Source organism: Candidatus Poriferisocius sp. (assembly GCF_965204015.1).
In the GTDB taxonomy this organism is placed as follows: domain Bacteria; phylum Actinomycetota; class Acidimicrobiia; order Acidimicrobiales; family Bin134; genus Poriferisocius.
The window spans coordinates 1010380-1030581 of record NZ_OZ241965.1; the positions used below are offsets into that span (position 1 = coordinate 1010380).

At 65.1% G+C, this 20202-nt stretch carries 14 protein-coding genes; 10 read left to right on the plus strand and 4 right to left on the minus strand.

The window, feature by feature from the left end:
• Positions 1–2: 2 nt before the first annotated feature.
• On the plus strand, positions 3–566 hold the full coding sequence (locus ACOGJC_RS04665; RefSeq protein WP_419847344.1) for a TetR/AcrR family transcriptional regulator: 564 nt from the start codon (positions 3–5) through the stop codon (positions 564–566).
• 16 nt (positions 567–582) lie between these two features.
• On the opposite strand, the gene ACOGJC_RS04670 is transcribed toward ACOGJC_RS04665, so the two are convergent.
• Both ACOGJC_RS04670 and ACOGJC_RS04675 read right to left on the minus strand, forming a co-directional pair.
• The gene (locus tag ACOGJC_RS04670) at positions 583–2025 is read right to left on the minus strand and encodes an amidase (RefSeq protein WP_419847345.1); all 1443 of its coding nucleotides are present in this window, start codon (positions 2023–2025) and stop codon (positions 583–585) included.
• Positions 2026–2040: 15 nt separating this feature from the next.
• Positions 2041–3459, minus strand: a complete 1419-nt coding sequence (locus tag ACOGJC_RS04675) for a sulfatase (protein ID WP_419847346.1) — start codon at positions 3457–3459, stop codon at positions 2041–2043.
• A 131-nt stretch (positions 3460–3590) separates the two neighbouring features.
• Here ACOGJC_RS04675 and ACOGJC_RS04680 point away from each other — a divergent pair, with 131 nt between their 5' ends.
• Genes ACOGJC_RS04680 through ACOGJC_RS04690 form a run of 3 tightly spaced genes read left to right on the plus strand, consistent with a single transcriptional unit; the run spans position 3591 to position 10284 of the window.
• Positions 3591–5870, plus strand: a complete 2280-nt coding sequence (locus tag ACOGJC_RS04680) for an ATP-binding protein (protein ID WP_419847347.1) — start codon at positions 3591–3593, stop codon at positions 5868–5870.
• A complete protein-coding gene (locus tag ACOGJC_RS04685) occupies positions 5870–8743 on the plus strand; it encodes an ABC transporter permease subunit (protein WP_419847348.1) in 2874 nt (957 codons plus the stop codon). The genes ACOGJC_RS04680 and ACOGJC_RS04685 overlap by 1 nt, the downstream gene beginning before the upstream one ends.
• Positions 8740–10284: a hypothetical protein gene (locus tag ACOGJC_RS04690; RefSeq protein ID WP_419847349.1), complete on the plus strand. Its 1545-nt coding sequence runs from the start codon at positions 8740–8742 to the stop codon at positions 10282–10284. The genes ACOGJC_RS04685 and ACOGJC_RS04690 overlap by 4 nt, the downstream gene beginning before the upstream one ends.
• Positions 10285–10356: 72 nt before the next feature.
• Here the strand turns inward: ACOGJC_RS04690 and ACOGJC_RS04695 are convergent, their stop codons facing one another.
• Positions 10357–11580, minus strand: a complete 1224-nt coding sequence (locus ACOGJC_RS04695; RefSeq protein WP_419847350.1) for an amidohydrolase family protein — start codon at positions 11578–11580, stop codon at positions 10357–10359.
• An 83-nt stretch (positions 11581–11663) separates the two neighbouring features.
• Between ACOGJC_RS04695 and ACOGJC_RS04700 the strand changes: the two genes are divergently transcribed.
• The 4 genes from ACOGJC_RS04700 to ACOGJC_RS04715 are packed head-to-tail and all read left to right on the plus strand — an operon-like array spanning position 11664 to position 17237.
• The gene (locus ACOGJC_RS04700) at positions 11664–13334 is read left to right on the plus strand and encodes a sulfatase-like hydrolase/transferase (protein ID WP_419847351.1); all 1671 of its coding nucleotides are present in this window, start codon (positions 11664–11666) and stop codon (positions 13332–13334) included.
• Between the two features lie 40 nt (positions 13335–13374).
• Positions 13375–14898 (plus strand): sulfatase, encoded by a 1524-nt coding sequence (locus ACOGJC_RS04705; RefSeq protein ID WP_419847352.1) that lies wholly within the window; start codon positions 13375–13377, stop codon positions 14896–14898.
• Complete coding sequence (locus ACOGJC_RS04710) at positions 14898–15821, plus strand: dihydrodipicolinate synthase family protein (protein WP_419847353.1); 924 nt, start codon at positions 14898–14900, stop codon at positions 15819–15821. Before ACOGJC_RS04705 ends, ACOGJC_RS04710 begins: the two co-directional genes overlap by 1 nt.
• Positions 15822–15824: 3 nt before the next feature.
• Positions 15825–17237 (plus strand): NADH:flavin oxidoreductase, encoded by a 1413-nt coding sequence (locus tag ACOGJC_RS04715; protein ID WP_419847354.1) that lies wholly within the window; start codon positions 15825–15827, stop codon positions 17235–17237.
• A gap of 7 nt (positions 17238–17244) precedes the next feature.
• On the opposite strand, the gene ACOGJC_RS04720 is transcribed toward ACOGJC_RS04715, so the two are convergent.
• On the minus strand, positions 17245–17985 hold the full coding sequence (locus ACOGJC_RS04720; RefSeq protein WP_419847355.1) for a TetR/AcrR family transcriptional regulator: 741 nt from the start codon (positions 17983–17985) through the stop codon (positions 17245–17247).
• 75 nt (positions 17986–18060) lie between these two features.
• Between ACOGJC_RS04720 and ACOGJC_RS04725 the strand changes: the two genes are divergently transcribed.
• Both ACOGJC_RS04725 and ACOGJC_RS04730 read left to right on the plus strand, forming a co-directional pair.
• Positions 18061–19344, plus strand: coding sequence for a cytochrome P450 (locus ACOGJC_RS04725; RefSeq protein ID WP_419847356.1), 1284 nt, complete (start codon positions 18061–18063; stop codon positions 19342–19344).
• 70 nt (positions 19345–19414) lie between these two features.
• Positions 19415–20194 carry an enoyl-CoA hydratase-related protein gene (locus ACOGJC_RS04730; protein ID WP_419847357.1) on the plus strand — a complete coding sequence of 260 codons (780 nt, stop codon included), beginning with the start codon at positions 19415–19417 and terminating at the stop codon, positions 20192–20194.
• The last annotated feature ends 8 nt before the right edge of the window (positions 20195–20202 follow it).

Consider the following 20202-nt stretch of genomic DNA (forward strand, 5'->3'; position numbering starts at 1 on the left):
TCGTGGCCGAAGCCATTCGCATCGTCGAGTCAGAAGGTCCCGCGGCACTCACCATGCGACAGCTGAGCGCGAGGCTCGGGGTGAACCCGAACACCGTCTACTGGCACGTCGGAAATCGCGAGAGCCTTTTGTCCGCGATGGTCGCGCAGAAGGCGGAAGAGATCGCAGGGGTCCAGCTCAAGGGCAGTACACCTCGCGCTCGGGTGGCCGATGGAGTCCATCGAGCGCGGGCGGCCATCGCCAAGAGCGCATCGGTTGCCATCCTCGCGTTCGAGATCGGGGCCGAGCACCAGTTGGTCCGTCCGCTCGCGGTGGCGATCGCATCGGAGATGGAGGCCGCAGGCGTGGACGGTATTGACGCCGGCGTCGCCACCGTCTCGTTCCTCGCGGTGGTCTCAGGCTTCACCACGGTAGAAATGCGACGACCGGAGAGAGCAGCCGACGGGCTGGCTCCAGATGCTCTGTCGGAAGGTGCGTGGCGAGGGCTGACGGACTTCGATCACCATGACGCCGCGTTCCACATGGCGATCAACGCGATCCTCGACGCCGTTTTCCCTTCTGGCTAGCGGCCGGCTCGCGACCTCACGACGACGCAGCTGGCCGGGCCGGCCACACGGCCGCCGTCGACCACGGAGCCGCTTCTTCCAGCTGCCGTGATACAGCCAAGACCAGGTCTTCGCGGCCGAAGGGTGCCGCGACCTGAACGCCCAGCGGCACACCGGCCTCGTCATAGCCCATGGGCACCGACGCCGCCGGCTGCCCGCCGACATTGAAGACAGCGGTCTCGCTCGCGGGCGTTGAGGCGATCGGCAGCAACGCGTCGACGTTGCTCGTGTCATATACGCCGAGCTCGGGAACGACCGTTCTGATGGTCGGCGACAGGAAGATGTCGAACCGCTCGAAGTAGGTTGCCGCCTTGCGTCCGATCAGCTCGGCGGACTGAAGTCCTCGGATGACATCAGCGCCGTCGAATCCAATCGCGAGGTCGTATAAGTAGCGAGTGAACGGCTCAAGGTCGTCGTCTTCGAGCCCGCGGCCGAGCTCGGCGAGCCGGTCGTCGATCATCACCTTGGTCGCGGCGGCCATCAACCCGCCCAAGGTCGCCAGAAGGCCGGGCTCTACCGGCAAGTCTGCTACTTCCAAGTGGTGACCCATCCCCTCCAGGCATCCGGCCGCACGCTGGAGGGCCGCAGCACACATCGGGTGGAATGCAGGCCCTTCCATCGAGTGGCTGGCAACGCCGATCCGCAGCGGACCAGTCTCCGCCTCGACCGACGACAGCCACGATTCCGTCGGCGAGGAGATCTCATAGGGGTCGCCCGGAACCGGCCCCGCCGTCAGGTCGAGTACATGGGCCGAATCCCGAACCGAGCGCGTCAGCACATGGTCGATCCCCATCGGATACGACATCATCGTGGGCCCAGGATGTCCTGTCACCCGACCCCTGCTCGGCTTCAATCCAAAGAGACCGCACGCGGCCGACGGCACGCGGATCGACCCGCCGCCATCGTTGCCGTGGCCGATGGGCACCATGCCCGACGCCACCGCGGCGCCCGTGCCCCCCGACGAACCGCCCGGCGACCTGCCGAGATTGTACGGGTTGCGTGTCGGTCCATAGGCGGCCGGCTCCGTTGTGCCCATCTTGCCCATCTCCGGCATGTTCGTGACCCCGAGAATCACAAACCCCGCCGCCCGATAACGCTTGGTCAACTCACTGTCCTCGTCGGGAACAGCGCCCGTCATCAACCTCGAACCCCACGTCTCGGGAACGCCGGCCAGTTGGGCTCGACAGTCCTTCACTACAAACGGAACGCCCGCGAACGGCGCATCCCGATCCACGTTGCGGGCGCTGTCCAACGCCGCGTCGTAACACTTGGCGATCACCGCATTGATCTCAGGATTTCGCTCCTCGATCCGTCCAATCGCGGCTTCTGCCAATTCGACCGGATCCACAGCTCCGCTCCGGACGGTTGCCGCGATCTCCGTGGCGTCCGCCGAATCCAGCAAGATCCCAATCTCAGTCATCGCCGATCCTTTCCGTCAAAGTGCGTTCTGCCAGTCATCGGTAACCGTCTGCGGTGCCGTCGCGTAGGTCGCGGCCACGATGGCCTCGAATTCGCTGGCAATGGTCGCATGTTCGTTGATCACGTTGTGCCCCTCCCGGGCATCTGCGTTGCAGTCGGCCAGGAACGCGTCAAACTCGTCTGGTGGGAGCGTCTTACCGTCCCGCCGGGTGGAGCGGTCGTAGCGCCAACGGCTGGTGCGGACACAGAAGCGCTGCGGCCAGCCGCCACCGCCGGTCCAGTAGCCCACGCCGATGGCAGCCATTGCGGCCATTCCCGGGAGTCCGTACCCGATGGCCGAAATGAGGTGATCCGGCTCGTCACCGGATACCAGCGACCGCCCGTCGCCCACCCGGGCTTCGAGGCCGCACAGGTCCAGCAGCGTCGGACCGAGGTCAACCCCGGAAGCGAGCTCTCGATTCACCCCGCCTGCATCCAGCTCGCCGGGCCACGACAACAGGAAGGGAACGCGGTGCGACCAAGGCGAGAACATCTGCTTTGAGTAGGCCCCGCCGAGCTCGCCCAGGTGTGCGCCGTGGTCGCTGCTGAACACAACGATCGTGTCCCCTCGCAGCCCCTGGCGGTGCAGCGCCGTCAAGATCTCTCCGATCTGGTCGTCGATCCAGTTCACAAGGCCGTGGTAGCGGGACTGGGCGGCGACGATCTGTTCCGGTGTGAGGTCGCGGGGTGGAACCTGCCCGAAGACCCGCTCGAATTCCGAGAGCCCCTCCGTTGGGCCAAATGCGTCGAACGAGTCGGGCCAGGGTGCGTCGTCGTACCTCGACGCCCACGGTTCCGGCACGACAACCGGCGTATGGGGTTGGAGGAAGCTAACTCGCAGCAGCCAGGGCTGGTCGGTCGGTCTTTCCTGCTCAAGCCAGTTCAACGCATTGTCGGTGAGACGCCGCGCCGGGAAGGCTAGATCGTCTGGCCAGGTCGCGGCGTTCATGCTCACCCCCTCGGTAATCAGCCCGAGCCGGTCGCGGTTCTCACCGGTGGCGATCATCAGCTCAAACTGGTCGGCGCCGTCGTACTCTGATCGTTCGAACCCGAGGAGAGTGTCGGGGACGTGCTCCTTGCCGAGGTTGACCGTGTGGTAGCCGGCCCGCGTGAAGACTTCGGTGAACGACTCGACCGGGACCGCGGCCCCGAGGCCTCGACCGTGGTTGTGGTAGATCCCAGTGGTCGTCGGCAACAGCCCGGACTTGTACGCCGACCGGGCCGACACGCAAACCGGCGAGTCGACGTAGAACCGATCGAATCGCACACCTGCCTCGGCGATCGAGTCGATGTTGGGTGTCTCGATCGGCGCGTATTCGTTGCCGTAAACCCCGACCGCGTCTGAGCGCAGTTCGTCGCACATGATCCACAACACGTTCGGCTGCCTGGGGCTCATGATTCTCCTTGAGGCCACCAAATGCTGTCTGACGAGGCGCCTCATCAACTATTATACAGTGTACAACAACTTTGGCCCTATCATCGGGGATCTGGAGTCCGCGAGCCGCCGACCGAACTGAGGAGTCCCGGATGCCGCGACGAGTCGGCAGAAAGCAGACACACTCTGGAATTACAGGGGACCACGCCGACCCATCCGAAGCGAGTGGCCTGAGCGATCAGATCCTGGCCGCGGAGGCCGAACGCCAGGCGGAGCTGGCCTCGGAACCGGTGATTCTGGACGACAGCGAGCTTCCCGGCGTCGGCGCCAAGGAACTCTCGCTGCGAGAGGCTGTCGCAGCCGGGGGTGTGTCCACCATCGTCATGCTGGGGGCACTTGACGCTGCCGATGCCCTTGGAATCAGCGCACTGGGCCTCCTCGGCCCCGACGTCCAGGAATCGCTCGGGGTGAGCGACGCAGTGCTGGGCACCATCACCGCCGGAGGCAACGTGTTCATCGTGGCCGGCGGTCTGCTGCTGTCCCGGATCGCCGACAACAGCAACCGGACGAAATTGGTGGCCCTGGCCACCATCTTCTGGTCGGCCATGACCCTCCTGCTGGGGTTCGTGCCCACCGCGCTCTGGTTCTTCATAGTGAACTGCGCCATCGCCTTCGGGCGGTCGCAGACCCATCCGGTGCAGGGCGCAATCATGGCCGACAGCTACCCGGTCGAGGCTCGGGCCCGGGTGTATGCCGCCAAGGACGTGGCCGGACGATCGGGCGCATTCATCGCGCCACTGGCCGTCGGCGGGTTGGTTTCGCTGATAGGCGGCGACGACGCCTGGCGCTGGGGTTTTATTGCCGCGTCCTTTCCGACGCTGATCATCGGCGCAGCCATCTTGTTCCTCACCGACCCGCCCCGGGGCCAATTCGAGCAGCGCGCCACCGTCGGCGAAGCGCTGACCGACTTGAAGCCGGGGCCCATATCGCTCGGTGCCGCCTTCCAACGGCTCTTCAAGGTGCGCACGCTCAAATGGGCGTTCGTGGGCGCAGTGGCCATCGGCTTCAGCTTGATCTCCGACGGGCTATTCCTGAACCTCTACCTCGACGAACGCTTCGACCTCGGCCCGTTTGAGCGGGCCCTGGCCAACAACACTCCCGGCGTGATCGCCCTGTTCATGATCCCGTTCGTGGCCAAGTGGTACGACACCTTCTACCGCCGCACCCCGCCGCGGGCAATGGCCCTGCTGGGGATGCTTTTCTTCCCGATGGCGTTCTTCACTGTGCTCCAGCTGCTGATGCCATCACCGGCCACATTCGCAGTGATGGCCGGACTCAAAGCGCTGTTTGCCGCTCCGGCCCTCTCGCTGCTGGGGCCAACCCTGGCCCACATCAACCCCTATCGCATGCGGGCGCTGGGCTCAGCCATCGGCATGTCGCTGGTCTTCGGGGTTGGGGGCCTCGGGGGAGCGATCTTGATGGGCCTGATCTCCGATGCCACCTCGCCCCGCACCGCCCTGCTGGCCGTGGTTCCCGCGGGCATGGTCATCGGCGGTTTGTTCATGATCAACGGATCCCGGCACATCCGGGCCGACCTAACGCTGGTGGTCGAGGAGATCAGAGAGGAGAAGGCCGAGAGCGACCGCATGAAGGCCGATCCCCACTCCATCCCTGTGCTCTCGCTTCACAACATCGACTTCTCCTACGGGCCGGTGCAGGTGCTCTTCGACGTGAACCTCGAAGTGGCCCGGGGTGAGACACTGGCGTTGCTCGGCACCAACGGGGCGGGCAAGTCAACGGCCCTGCGGGTGGCCGCCGGTTTGGGCATCCCCTCCCGGGGCGTCGTGCGGCTCAACGGTCGCAACATGACATTGGCGTCGCCCGAGCAGCGGGTAAGGGAGGGCATCTTCTTGCTGCCGGGCGGCCAAGGAGTGTTTCCCCACCTCACAGTGCTCGAGAACCTCGAGACATCGGCGGCGGTCATCCGCAGCGACGCCGGCACCAAGCCCGACATCGCCGGGCGGCTGGATCGGGCATTCGAGCTGTTCCCGGTGCTCGCCCAGCGGCCCAAGGCGTTGGCTCACGACCTCAGCGGCGGGCAGAAGCAGATGCTGGCCCTGGCCCGGGTGATCATGCACGACCCGGAGGTGCTCATCATCGACGAGCTCTCCCTTGGCCTTGCTCCCGTCGTGGTCCAAGACCTGCTGGCGGTGGTCGAGCGTCTCCGCGACGCCGGTCAGACGATGATCATCGTGGAGCAGTCGCTCAATGTCGCCCTGACATTGGCCGATCGTGCAGTGTTCATGGAGAAGGGCCATGTGCGGTTCACCGGTTCGGCCCAGACTCTCCTGGAGCGTGACGACTTGGTCCGCGCCGTGTTCTTGGGCCGCGACGCGGCTACCAGTCCGCAATCTGATCTGGACGAAAGCTGATGCTGGCCTTCACCCTCACCAGCCAGATCGTCTACTTCGGTGTGATCGACGGCTTGCTCATCGGCTTGCTGGCCTTGGGCATTGTGCTGATCTACCGGGCCAGCGGGGTCATCAACTTTGCGGTGGGATCGCTCGGGGTGCTGTCGGCCAGCCTGCTGGCCCTGTTGGTGCTCACCTACGGTTGGCCGTTCTGGCCCGCGGCCATCATCTCGGTGGTGGCGGGCGGCCTGATCGCCGCCGCGCTGGAGCTCACCGTGATCACCCGATTGTTCCGCGCCCCGAGGGTCATCCTCCTGGTGGCCACCATCGGAATCGCCCAGCTCTGCGAACTGCTGCAAGTGGCGCTGCCCGACATCGACGTGTCGATGGCGAACCGATACCCAGTGGCGTTATCCGGCGATTGGGAGAGATTCGGACTCCGGGTGCGAGGCGTCGAGGTGATCGTGATCATTGTTGTTCCCGTCCTCACCGTGGCCCTGACCTACTACCTCCAGCGCACGGCCCAAGGACGGGCGATTCGGGCCGCAGCATCCAACCCCGACCTGGCCCGGCTCACCGCCATCAGCCCCAAGATCATCTCGACCATCACCTGGATCATCGCGGGCCTGCTGGCCGCGGTGGCGTTGATCTTGGTGGCGGGAATCAACGGTCAGCCCAGCGGCTTCCGATCACTGGGGCCGGCCACCTTGGTCCAGGTCCTGGCCGCGGCCCTCATCGGGCGGCTTCGCAATTTCCCAGTGGCGATGATCGCCGGAGTGGCCCTGGGGCTGCTCCGATCGCTCCTGGTTTTCAACTGGCCGACCACCGCGGGGCTCTACGACGGATCGCTCTTCCTGATCGTCATCGCCACCACGCTGGTGGCCACCCGGCGTCCCACAGGCAGTGACGAGTCGTTCTCGTTCGTGCCCACCACCCGCCCGCTTCCCCACGCGGTGGCCCGCCTCTGGTGGGTCCGCCACTCTTCCCGCATCGGAATTGGCCTGCTCATTGCGGGCGCGGCCATTCTCCCCTTCCTGATAACGCTGGCATCGCGCCAGCTCCTGTTCAGCGAAGTGCTGCTTTTCGCCCTGATCGGGATCTCGTTGGTAGTGCTCTCCGGGTGGACCGGTCAGATCTCACTGGGGCAGGCTGCGCTGGCCGGCATCGGCGGACTGACCACCGCCGCTCTGGTCGCCGGGCGCGATATCGGGGTCGGCCTGGGCGGGGCATCGTTCACGCTGGCCCTGCCCGACATCCACTTCTTGTTGGCCCTGCTGGTGGGCGCGGCGGCAACGGGCGTCATCGCAGTGGTCATCGGGTTGGGCGCGTTGCGGATTCGGGGCTTCCACCTCGCCATCGCCACCCTGGCGTTGGCCTTGTTGGGACAGCAATTTCTCTGGCGGCGACCATTTTTCTCGGGGGGTTCCTACACCGTTTCTCTCCCCCGAACCACCGGTCCTATCGATCTAACCGACCAACGCAGGTACTACTTCTTCTCGCTGATTGCCCTGGTGGTGGTTATTGTTCTGGTGGCCAGAATGCGAGCCACCGGGGTTGGGCGCCGATGGCTGGCGGTGCGAGACAACAGCACTGCTGCGTCGGCCTACACGATCTCGCCGTCTCGGGCGGGAATCCAGGCGTTTGTGGTATCGGGAGTTATCGCCGGACTCGGCGGTGGGCTGTTGGCCGGGCTGTACGTGACCGTGGGGCTGACCGAGAAGTTCCAGCTCGAACACTCCATCCAGGTTGTCGCCATTGCGGTGATCGGCGGCGCCGGAACCGTCGTCGGACCGATTCTCGGCGCCCTATGGATTGTGGGCCTTCCCGCCGTCTGGCCCGCCAACGACTTGGTGCCGCTCTTGACGTCCTCCATCGGGCTGCTGGTCCTCTTGATGTACTTCCCGGGCGGATTCGCCCAAGTGGTGCTTACCGGACGCGACCGTTTCCTGGGCTGGTACGCGGCCCGGCTTCCCGAACCCGAGCCGCCACCGAAACGCCAGGTGGCCAGCGTCGTGTCCCGGTCTGGCGCTGCTGCCACCACCACCGGGCCGGTGCTAGTCGCAGAAGAGGTGACGGTGGCATTCGGAGGCCTGACCGCGGTCGACAACGCATCGATCCGAGTCCACGCCGGAGAGGTGGTGGGCCTCATCGGTACCAACGGGGCGGGCAAGACCACCCTTATGAACGCCATAAGCGGGTTCGTCCCGTGCTCTGGTCGAATCGAGCTCGAAGGCCGTCCCATCCACAAGATGGCTGCCGACCGGCGAGCGACGCTCGGTTTGGGCCGGGCGTTTCAGCAGTCTCGGCTTTTCCCCGACCTGACCGTGCTCGAGACCCTGGCAGTGGCGGCGGAATCGCGCCGGCGAACCTCGTTCACCACCGCGGTAGCCCATTTGCCCAACGGCTATCGCCGCGACCGGGCCCAGCGAGCCCACGCCCACGACATCGCCGACTTCCTCGGCCTCGGCCCCTACGCCGACAAGTTCACCTCGGAGCTCTCCACCGGCACCCGTCGCATCGTCGAACTTGGCTGCCTGCTGGCTCTGGAGGCCCGAGTGCTGTGCCTGGACGAGCCCACTGGAGGGGTGGCCCAGCGCGAAGTCGAGTCGTTTGCCCCCCTGCTGTTGTCGATCAAAGACCAACTGGGCGCCGCCATGCTTGTGATTGAGCACGACATGCCCATGATCATGCAGATCAGCCACCGGATCTACTGTCTGGAAGCAGGCCGCGTGATCGCGATGGGGTCGCCCGCTGAGGTTCGTGCCGATCCCGCGGTCATCGCCTCCTACTTAGGCACCGACGAACGGGCCATCCGCCGGTCAGGGGCAACCGCTTCAGCCGAAGAAGCCCATTTCCCCACGCCGACTACTGTTCTCAACGAGGGGGAAACATGAAAAAGCTGCTCACTTTCTTCGCAGTTTTCGGCCTGCTCCTTGCGGCCTGCGCTGGGGGCGACTCCGGCCATGAGGCCAGCAATCGGGATAGCGCCGCCCCCGACACGCCACCCCCGACTCAGGCTGCCGAGGCCCCCGCGCCCGAAGACACCGGCACAGCCGAAGACGGTGGCATCAGCGATGACGGCGACACAACTGAACCCACAGAAAGCGACGCAGAGGACGAAGCCACCGAAGACACCGCCAGTCCAGAGACCTCGGACGGCGCTCTAGCGGACGAGGAACCGGCGGCCATCTCCGATCCCATCTTCCAGCCGACGTGCCAGGGAGAAGGCGAACTCAGCGCCACCGCCACCGGGGTCACCGCGGACTCCATCAAGGTCGGTGCCCCCCAGATCGACTACGCGGAACTGAGCAATCTGGGGCTCGTTCAGCTCGACCGAGGCGACAATGAGGTGATTCTCCAGGCCCTGGCCCAGGAGGTGAACGACAACGGGGGGATCTGCGGTCGCATAGTGGAGACGGTGACCTACAAGTTCCTGCCCTTCGGTACCGACACCTCGCTGGCCGGCTGCGTTTACTTCACCGAGGACGAGCAGGTGTTTGCGGTTTTGGGACCTTTCACCCGGGTGCCGGCGGGAAACATCTGTGTGACCGAAACCCACAGCACTGCGCTCCTCGGGGCCCCGTTCAACGCTGAAGATCGGGCCCGGGCCAATGCTCCCTGGGTACACCTGGAAATCGCCACCGACCGGGTGCTGGAGGTATTTGTGGCCGCATTGGACAAGGCCGGCCTGCTCACCGATCTCGGAAATGTGGCCGTACACTCCGGTGCCGGACGCCAGGATTTGGTGGACAACGTGCTCGTCCCCGCCCTTGAAGCCGCCGGGGTGGAAATCGCCGAGCGGACGGTGATCGATGTGCCGTCCGGCGACACCCAAGCCGGGGCGGCGGTGTGGCGGACCTTCGCGGAGATCTACCGGAACGCCGACATCAACACCGTCTTTATCGATGGCGACAACGTCTTCGGGGTGGAACAGCTCATCCAGAACGGCCTCGACGTGAAGCTGTTCAATGCGGAATTCTCCACGTTCTCCTACGGGCTGGGAGGCTCGAGCGACCCCAGCTTTTTCGAGGCCTACACCCTCGGCTCGCCATACGCCGGCGATGACGTCAACCAGCGGACGGAAGACTGCATTGACGCCTTCGAGCGCCAATCGGGAATCGAGGTGATCCCCACCGAGCAGCTTCCGGAGGACGAAACCGACTGGTTTACGCCGGTACGCGGCTATTGCCGCGTATTCGACCTCTTCGTGCAACTGGCTGCCGCGGCCGGACCGAACCTGACCAACGAGACCTTGCAGGCGGCGATCGACGGATTCGGACCCATCGAACTTCCCAATGAGGCGTTCGCCTCGCTGGGTGTCGGGAAATACGACGCCCGAGACGGCGTTGTCCTCATGAAATGGGACCCCGATGCCGGAGAAGACAACGCAGGCGACTTCGTCGTCATCTCCGACTTGATCGACACCGGAAGCTGAGAGGCGGCAAAGCCAAGCATCCGGCCCACAACCACAGGGTCCGGCTTCGTCGGCACCGGACCCCGATTGCGATCAGGCGTTCGCCATCATCCCAACCGACCCCAAGGTGAACGCCGGGGAGTAGCTGTCGGTCGGATAGTCCTCAGCCCCAATGGGCCGGGCGACTTCTTCCACCCTGGGGCCGACTTCTGAGGCCAACGGCGCCAGTGCTTCGAGGTCGAATCCGTAGAGGTCGGCGGCATTGGTGGACACCATCTGGGCCACATCGGCGGCCTCGCGCCCCGCGAAGGCCACCCGCAAAGCCTCCATGGAGTGAGGCCACGTGCCCTCGTTGTGGGGATAGTCGTTCCCCCACATGATGTGGTGGACCGCGTCATCGCCCAACGATGCGATCTCTCCGGCGCTGGGGAAGCTAGCGCCAAATCGCACCTGCTCTCGGAAGGTCTGCCGCGGGGACCGCTCCAGATGGTCGGCACCGGCGGCGTCGTGCTTGAGCCGCACCTGCTTGGCAAACCAGCCGATCATGGGGAGGTCGGAATTGATCCAGCTCACCCCTTGCTCGGTTAGCACCACTTTGAGGTTTCGATGGCGATCGAGGATGCCACCGAGCAAGAACTGGGTGAGCGACCGCCTGGACCAATATCCGACCTCGGCCAGCTGAATGGCGACCTTGCCGGGACCGGCTCCGTAAACCGGCTCGTTTCCCCCATGGGTGGTGATCGGATTCCCCACCTCGGCGGCGGCAGCCCACACCGGTTCCCAGTGCTCCTCATAGAGCTGGGGGAAGGCACCGTCGGGTGTCGAGACCTTTACCAGCACACCGCCGGTCATCACTCCGCTCTCCGCCGCCGCCCGGATTTCGGCCGCCGACTCCTCAGGTAGAAACGGGCTGGTCTGCAGCACCCCGCGCAGGCGGTCCGGATCTTCAGCACAGTGGTCGGCCATCCATCGGTTGTGAGCCTTGAGGCCCTCCCAGTGGAGCTCAACGGCTTGGCGATCGTGACCCCGCTCGAACACATTGAATGCGAACGGTGTATCGGTGTTGGGCAGGACGACCCCGGCCACCACGCCATCGGCAAACTGCTCGGTCCGACGCTGTATGTGGTCGAAGTTGTTCGAGTTGGTCTGGTCACCATCGGGCAGCTTCTCCGCAACCCAGGCATCGAAGTCGTCATGCAATGACGCCGGGAGATAGGGCCGGTAGTCGGCGAGCGGTGCCCCGCCATGGGTATCGGCACTCACCACGATGTACCGCCCATTGTCGGTGATGCCGCGGATTGAAAATGTACTGCTCATTGCCATGCCCCTTGGAATGTGAGGGTATTCTCATGTTCAACGAAAACATGCTCCAAGACCATGTCTCAGTGTAGGAAACAAGAATGAGCACGCGCCCCAACATTGTGTGGGTGTCGTTTGAGGACTGCTCGCCGAGGTTCGGCTGCTACGGCGACCCCGTGGCCCGCACTCCCAACCTCGATCGGCTGGCCTCAGAGGGCGGCCTTTGGACCAAGGCATTCACCACCGCGCCAGTGTGCGCGCCGTCGCGCAGCGCGGTGATCACCGGTATGCACCCGGTGACGCTCGGCACCCACCACATGCGCACCAACAGCGGTCCCCATCACGGCGGTAAGGGCATTCCCCGCTACGAGGCGGTTGTCCCCCACTACGTGCGCTGCTTCCCCGAATACCTGCGGGCAGCCGGCTACTTCTGCACCAACCGGAACAAGACCGACTACCAGTTCATCCCGCCTATCACCACCTGGGACTTGCCGGGCGGCCACTGGCGCGACCGTCCCGACCCCGACCAGCCGTTCTTCTCGGTGTTCAACCTGGACGAAACCCATGAGATAGCGGGATGGGAGGGGAGCTTCCCCAGCAACAACGACATCGACCTCGACACCATCGAGGTGCCGCCCTATTTCCCCGACACTCGGGTCGTGCGGGAGTCGCTGGCCCGGGTGTACACCGCCATCGAGCATTGCGACCGCTTGCTGGGCGACCTTCTCACTGAACTCGACGAGGACGGGTTGGCCGACTCCACCGCGGTGTTCGTCTGGACTGACCACGGCCCCTTGCCGCGGGGCAAGCGGTGGCCCTACGACAGCGGCACCCACAGCCCGCTCATCGTCCGCTGGCCGGGGATGATCGAGCCGGGAACGGTCAGCGACGAGTTGGTGAGCACCATGGACTTGGGACCGACGGTGCTGTCGATTTGCGGCGCCGAAGTCCCCCGACACCTTCATGGCCGTCCATTTCTGGGCCCCGATGCCCTCGGTGGGCGTAACTATGTCTTCGCCTCCCGGGATCGCTACGACGAGATGTACGACACCGTGCGGGCCAGTCGGGACCAGCGATTCAAGTACATCCGTCACTATGACCCCGCCCGGCCCTACATGATGTGGAACTCCTTCCGGAACAACCACCCGATCATGCAGGAGATGTGGCGGCTGTACGCGGCGGGCGAACTGGAAGGCCCTCCGGCGCAGGCCATGGCCGACCAACGCCCGGCCGAGGAGCTGTACGACACCGAAGCCGATCCCCATGAAATTGAGAACCTGGCTGGCGACCCGGCCTATCGCGAAGTGCTGGAGCGCCACCGGACGGCGCTAGAGCAGTGGCAGCGCGAGGTGGGCGATCTGGGAATGGTGCCCGAGGACATGATGGTGGCCCAAATGTGGCCGGGAGGCGTGCAGCCAACCACCGACGCCCCCAAGTTCATCGTGTTGGGCGCCGAGCACCACGGCACCGAGGCCAGCCCCGAGGGCGGAACCTTCAAGGGCCCGGCCATCCTCCAGCTGCAAAGCAGCACTCAAGGGGCATCCATCGCCTACACATTCGAAGAGGACCCCTTGCCCGACCCGCCAGCCGATCTCGACGCGCAGTTTGCTGCCGCTCTGGGCCACGATCCCCGCGGCGGCGATCCCCCTCGCCGCCTGCTGTACCACGAACCGCTGCGGCTTCCGGTCGGCGAAACCACGATCAGAGCCGTCGCCCACCGCATCGGCTACCGGCGCAGCTCCGAATCAGTGGCCACGTTCTTCGTCGAATAAATGGCCCATACTGGAAGCACCTGGCGAAAGAATCACACTTATGCGAATCCTCTACATCGATATCGACACTCTGCGGGCTGATCACCTGGGGTGTGCGGGGTATCACCGCAACACCACCCCGAACATCGACGCGCTGGCCGCTGAAGGGGTGCGGTTCTCCAACGTCTATGCGTCGGACGTCCCCTGTCTGCCGAGCCGCACCGCCTTGATCACCGGCATGTTCGGGATTCGCAACGGGGTGGCCAACCATGGGGGGATGGCCGCCGACTTGCGGCCCCAGGGGGCGGAGCGCAGCTTCTTTTCCGGCATCGCGGCCAATTCCTGGGCGTCTCGCTTCTATTGGTCGGGATACCACACCGCGTCGATTTCCAGCTTTCCGTTCCGCCACTCGGCCACTTGGTGGAACAGCGGTTTCATGGAGTCGATGAATCTGATGCGGGGCTTCGGCGGTGAGCGGGCCGACCAGGTGCTGCCCGGAGCGCTGCGCTGGCTCAACGACAACGCCGCCCAGGAAGACTGGTTCCTCCACGTACACCTGTGGGATCCGCACACCCCCTACAACACCCCCGAAGAGTACGGGAACCCGTTCGAATCCGATCCGGCACCGGCCTGGCACACCGAGGAGGTGCGGGCCCGAAATTGGCCGCTGGCCGGCCCGCACTCCGCCCAGGAGCCTTGGGGGTTCAAGCCCGACGAGTGGGGCCCTCCCCCTCCCCGCCATCCCTGGAACCTGTCGACCATGGATGAGGTGAAGCAGACCTTCGACGGCTACGACACCGGGATCCGCTACGCCGACGACGCGGTGGGAACGCTGGTCAACACACTGGCCGACCACGGCGTGCTCGACGACACCGCCATCCTGGTCTCTTCCGACCACGGCGAGGCCTTCGGCGAGCTGGGGGTGTACGCCGACCACCAGGGGGCCGACGAAGCCACCTGCCACATTCCCTCGGTGCTGCGCTGGCCGGGAATCGAGCCCCAAGTCCACGAGGGGCTGCTTTACCACCTCGACATCGGCGCCACCGTGGTCGACCTGGCCGGCATCGACATCCCCTTCCTGTGGGACGGCCAGTCGGTAGCCGAAGACATCCGCACCGGCACTCACGGCGGGCGGGACTACCTGGTGCTCTCACAGGGGGCGTGGTCGGTACAGCGGGGGGTCCGCTGGGGCGACCACCTCTACCTGCGGACCTGGCACGACGGCTACCACGCCGCTTGGAACGAGGAGATGCTGTTCGACATCGCCGCCGACCCCCACGAGACCACCGACCTGGCCGACCAGGCTCCCTCGGTGCTGGCCGACGGCCGAGACCAACTGAAGTCGTGGACCGACGACCAGATGACCCGCAGCTACTCCCCCGTCGATCCCCTCAAGATCGTGCTGGCCGAAGGCGGCCCCTTCCACTGCAAAGGACACCTGCCCGAGTACCTGGAGCGCCTCGAAGCCACCGGTCGGTCCGACGCGGCGGCAATCCTGCGAGACCGCCATCCAGTCGACAACACATCCACCGGCCTGTCTGGGATCCCCAAAGATGTGCTGGAGCGCCTTGGGGTCGACAACTAATGCAGGTTTTGCCCGGTCGGGCCATCACCGGGATGTCGGCCATACTGCTGCCCCACCTCAGCCCGACAACGGTGGACTGGGCCTCGCTGGATGCCCATATCGCCCGCACCCACGAAGCGGGACTCACCCCGGCGGTGAACATGGACACCGGCTACGTCCAACTGCTCGACGCCGACACCCGGGTGCAGGTGCTCGAGCGAGCCGAGGCAATCACCGGTGGCGATTTCGTGGCTGGCGCGTTCGTGGCCGACGAGCCGGGGGCGGCGTTCGACCTCGGCGCATATCGGCAAGCCGCCGAGGAGATCACCTCCCGGGGCGGCCTGCCGGTGATCTTTCCGTCGCACGGATTGAACGACCATGGCGACACCGCCTGGCTAGACGCCCACGGCCAGATCGCCACCCACCTGGAACGATTCATCGGGTTCGAGCTCGGCTCCATGTTCGTGCCCTACGGCCGCATCGTGTCGCTGGACACCTATCGGGGGCTGCTGGAAATCCCCCAGTGCATCGGGGCCAAGCACTCGTCGCTCAGTCGGGAGCTGGAATGGGACCGGCTGGCGCTGCGCAACGAGGTGCGCCCCGATTTCTTGGTGCTCACCGGCAATGACTTGGCCATCGACATGGTCATCTACGGCTCCGATTACCTGCTGGGCCTCTCCACCTTCGCGCCCGACAAGTTCGCCGAGCGCGACCGCCTGTGGGCCAAAGGCGACCCCGGCTTTCACCAACTCAACGACGTTCTCCAATATCTGGGCCACTTCACGTTCCGTCCTCCGGTGCCTGCCTATCGCCACAGTGCGGCCATGTTCCTCAAGATGCGGGGTTGGGCTGAGAACTCGGCAGTGCCCATTGGAGCGCCCACTCGCCCCGACAGCGACCAAGACGTCCTGCGCGACATCGGCGAACGGTTGGGAGTGCTGTAGCTGATGCCCCGGTTCAAGCAGGTGAAGAACCTGGCCAGCCTGGCCGCGTTGCGCGACTACCTGGGGGATCTCGGAATCGAGATTCCAATCGACGACGAGGTGGACCCCGCAGGGGTGCTGGCCCAGCCGATGGAGATCGCCGACGGTTCAGCCGGCGCCCACACCGCGCCCAACCGCTGGGCGGTGCTGCCCATGGAAGGCTGGGACGGCGAGGAAGACGGGCGGCCGTCTGATCTGGTCCGCCGCCGCTGGGACCGGTTCGCGGCCAGCGAGGCCGGGCTGGTGTGGGGCGAGGCCACCGCGGTCCGCCCCGACGGCCGGGCCAACCCCCGCCAACTGGTGCTCAACGACACCACCGTCAACGAATTCGCCGCCCTGCGAGCCCGGCTCGACCCGTCGCAGGTAACCCTGCTCCAGCTCACCCACTCCGGCCGCTATGCCCGCCCTACCGATGCCGGACCGGCCCCCAAAACGGTGTATGAGCACCCCCTGCTGGATGCCCGGGTGGCTTCAGGACCAGCCGAAGTCCTCACCGACGACGAGCTCGAAGAGCTGGTCGAGCAGTTCATCCACCGGTCGGTGCTGGCCCACCAGGCTGGGTTCGACTTCGTCGACATCAAGGCCTGCCACGGCTATCTGGGCCACGAATTCCTCTCCGCCATCGACCGTCCCGGCCCCTACGGCGGTGACCTGGAGGGCCGCACCCGCTTCCTGCGATCCATCATCACCGGCATCCGCACCAAAGCCCCCACCCTGGGGGTGGCTGTGCGTCTGTCGCTGTTCGACTTCGTCCCCCACACCGCGGGCACAGGCGGCATCGGCACTCCCGAGAATTCCGGCCCCTATCCACTGGCCTTCGGGGGCGACGGCTCGGGGGTGGGCATCGACCTAACCGAAACCCACCAGGTACTCGACATGTTGAGCGAGCTGGGTGTCGGGCTGCTGTGCGCCTCCGCGGGCAGCCCGTACTACGTACCCCACATCCAGCGGCCCGCCTACTTCCCCCCCTCCGACGGCTACCAGCCCCCCGAGGATCCCCTAGTCGGAGTGGCTCGCCTGATTGCGGCCACCGACGAGATCTCTCGGCGACATCCCCAGTTGCGGGTAGTAGGGGCGGGTCTGTCGTACCTCCAAGATTGGCTGCCCAACGTCGGCCAAGCCCTCGTGGCCCGGGGCACGGCCCACGCCATCGGCCTGGGCCGAATGATCCTGTCGTATCCGCGCATGCCCGCCGATGTCCTTGCCGGACGAGACCTCGACCGGCGTCTCATCTGCCGCACATTCTCCGACTGCACCACCGCGCCCCGCGGCGGCCTCATATCGGGGTGCTATCCACTCGACGACTTCTACAACCAGCGGGAAGAGCGCATCCAGCTCGCCGCCTTCAAGAAAGAGGCCAGGGCCCGCCTGCGCTGAACTGACCTTACGCGGGTGGAGGCCGGAGCGCGCCCAGGCAAAAGCCCCAAAGCCCATCGAACCGGGTGTGAGTGGAGCCCACTCGACCGAGAGCAAAAATATGGGCGGCCAACGAGACATCGAAGAAGAGATCGGACAGTTGCTCCACCTCGATGTCCGATCGGACTGACCCGTCGGCCACTCCGTCGGCGATGATTCCGGATATGAGCTGCCGCAGGGGATCCCAGGCCAGCCGCAGTCCTTCGGGCCGCGTGGCGGCCAATTGGTTGTGGAGCGTGGCCATGGAGCGGACAATCTTCGCGGGAGGCGCATCTTGGCCTCGAATAAAGTCCCACAGGGTCCGGACACAAGTCTCTAGCCTTACGAGCGGAGGGGCTCCAGCTTGAACGGTGGCGGGGATGTGCTCCACAAGCTGGGTGATCAGCTCCTCGAATAGCGCCAAGACGAGGTCATCCTTGGAAGAGAACAGCTGGTAGAAGCGTCGGAGGGAGCCTCCCGAGCGCTGCACCACGTCTTGCACGGTGAAGTCGACCGATCCCTCCTCTTCAAGCAGGGCCAACGCGGCGTGGACGAACTCGCCGCTGCGAGCCAAGGCCTGAACCCGAGCGCTGTCCAACGACCGCTCAAGCATGCGCTGCTCCCAGGGGCTGAGCGCAGCCAGCTCGGAATCTGCGTTCTCTACTTGGATATCTGTGTTCTCAGCACTGACATCTTTGTTCTCAACGTCGATATCTATGTTCTCAGGCATGTCTTTCCTGTTCTCATAGTTGATATTTTAGTTCTTGCGTGTAAGAATGGCATTCTCACCGAGGAGAAGCGGGTTATGTCACCCTCCACACTAGCCACCGCGATCGACCTGACTGACATGGACTTGTTCGCAGCACGCGAGCCCTACGAGCTGTATGACGAACTGCGAGCCCACTCTCCCATCTGGCTTCATCCCGAAACCGCCGACCAACCGGAGCCATTCTGGCTGGTCACCTCCCATGAGCTTCTCACCAAAGCCCACAGGATGGGCCCGGTGCTTTCCCATCAGACCGGGCCGGGGCGCGACGGTGCCGGTGGGATCACCCTCACTGACGTGGATATGGGCCCCGGAATCATGATGATCATGACCGACCCACCCGACCACACCCGGTACCGAAAGCTAGTTAGCAGGGGGTTCACACCCCGGATGGTGCGCAAGCTGGAGGACTGGCTCCGCACCAGTAGCCATTTCATCATCGACTCGCTCGACGGGCGTACCGAAGGCGACTTTGTGGTCGACTTGGCCTCCGAGCTGCCGCTGGTGGTCATCGCCGAAATCATCGGCGTCCCCCAAGAAGACCGCTACAAGCTGTTCGAATGGACCAACTCCGCCATCGGGCGCTTCGATCCCGAGTTTCAGGACGATACCGATCCATACTCGCCAGCAAACGCGTCGATGGACGCCATCAACATGTCCATGTACGCCCTGCAGCTCACCGAGCAGAAGCGCCGCTGCCCGGGCGAAGACATGATGACCAAGCTGGCGCAGGCCAAGGTGACCATGGCCGACGGGACGGAAACCGAGCTCGATGACTTGGAGATTTCGCTCTTTTTCACCCTGCTTGTCATCGCCGGCAATGAGACCACCCGCAATGCCATCACCCACGGCCTGCTCGCCTTCCACGAGTTTCCCGACCAATGGGAGTTGCTCCGCCGTCATCCCGAGCTCATGCCCAGCGCAGTAGAGGAGATTCTGCGGTTCTCCTCTCCGGTTCGGTACTTTCGCCGTACCGCGACCGAAGACCTTGAATTGGGCGGGGTACACATTGCCGCTGGAGAGAAAGTCGCCTTGTGGTACTTGGCGGCCAACCGCGACCCTGAGGTATTCCACGACCCCCACCGCTTCGACATCACCCGTACGCCGAATCCCCACCTGGCCTTCGGCGCCGGCGGCGCCCACTATTGCCTAGGAGCCAATCTGGCCAAGCTGGAGCTGGAGGTCTTTTTCGAAGTGCTGATAAACCGCCTCCCCGAAATCGAGGTGGTCGGTCAGCCCGAGCGGCTACGAGACCTCCAAGTCCACGGCATCAAGCACCTGCCGGTGCGCTACGGGCCGGTAGCCAGAGCCGACGCCGCCTAGCTCTTCAACTCCCTTCCCCCGATACTGTGGGGGCCGAATTCGGCAATGAAACTGGCGAGGGAGCTGATCAGTGCCCGACCTCCACGTAGAAAAGCGCGACCACGTCGTCACCGTCACCATCGACCGCCCCCCGGTCAATGCGGTCACCACCGCCACGATGGCCGAGATCCGAGATGTGTTCTCCACCCTGGGAGACGACCGGGATGTGCGGGTCGCCATCTTTACCGGGGCCGGTGACAAGGCGTTCGTGGCGGGCGTCGATCTGAAGACCTCCGGGAACGAGCCCCGCGACCAGCGGCCCCCCACGGAGCTGACCGATCCCGGCTTGGTGGCCCGAGAGGCCATGTGGGCCATCATCGACTGCGCCGTCCCGGTTATCGGGGCCATCAACGGCTACGCGCTGGGCGCGGGCCTGGCCTATGCCGCCTGCTGCGACATGCTGGTGGCCTCGGAGAACGCCACCTTCAGCACTCCGGAGATCAACGTCGGGCTGCTCGGGGCCAGCGCCCACCTCTCGTTGATGATGGGCCGTCACAAGGCTCGGGAGATGTTCTTCACCGGCGAGCAGGTGTCGGCCCAGGAGATGTACCGCATCGGTGCCGTCCGCGAGGTGACCTCCCCCGACAAACTCATGGACACCGCGCTTGAGCTGGCCCAAGAGCTGGCCGCCAAGAGCCCGATCGCGCTCCGCATGGCCAAGGAGTCGATGAACCGGATCGAGAACATGGAGCTGAGGGAGGGCTACCGAACTGAGCAGGACTACACCACCCGCCTGATGCGCTTCGACGACTCCCGAGAGGCCCGCCGCGCCTTCCGGGAGAAACGCGACCCCGACTACAAGTGGCAGTAGGGGCGATT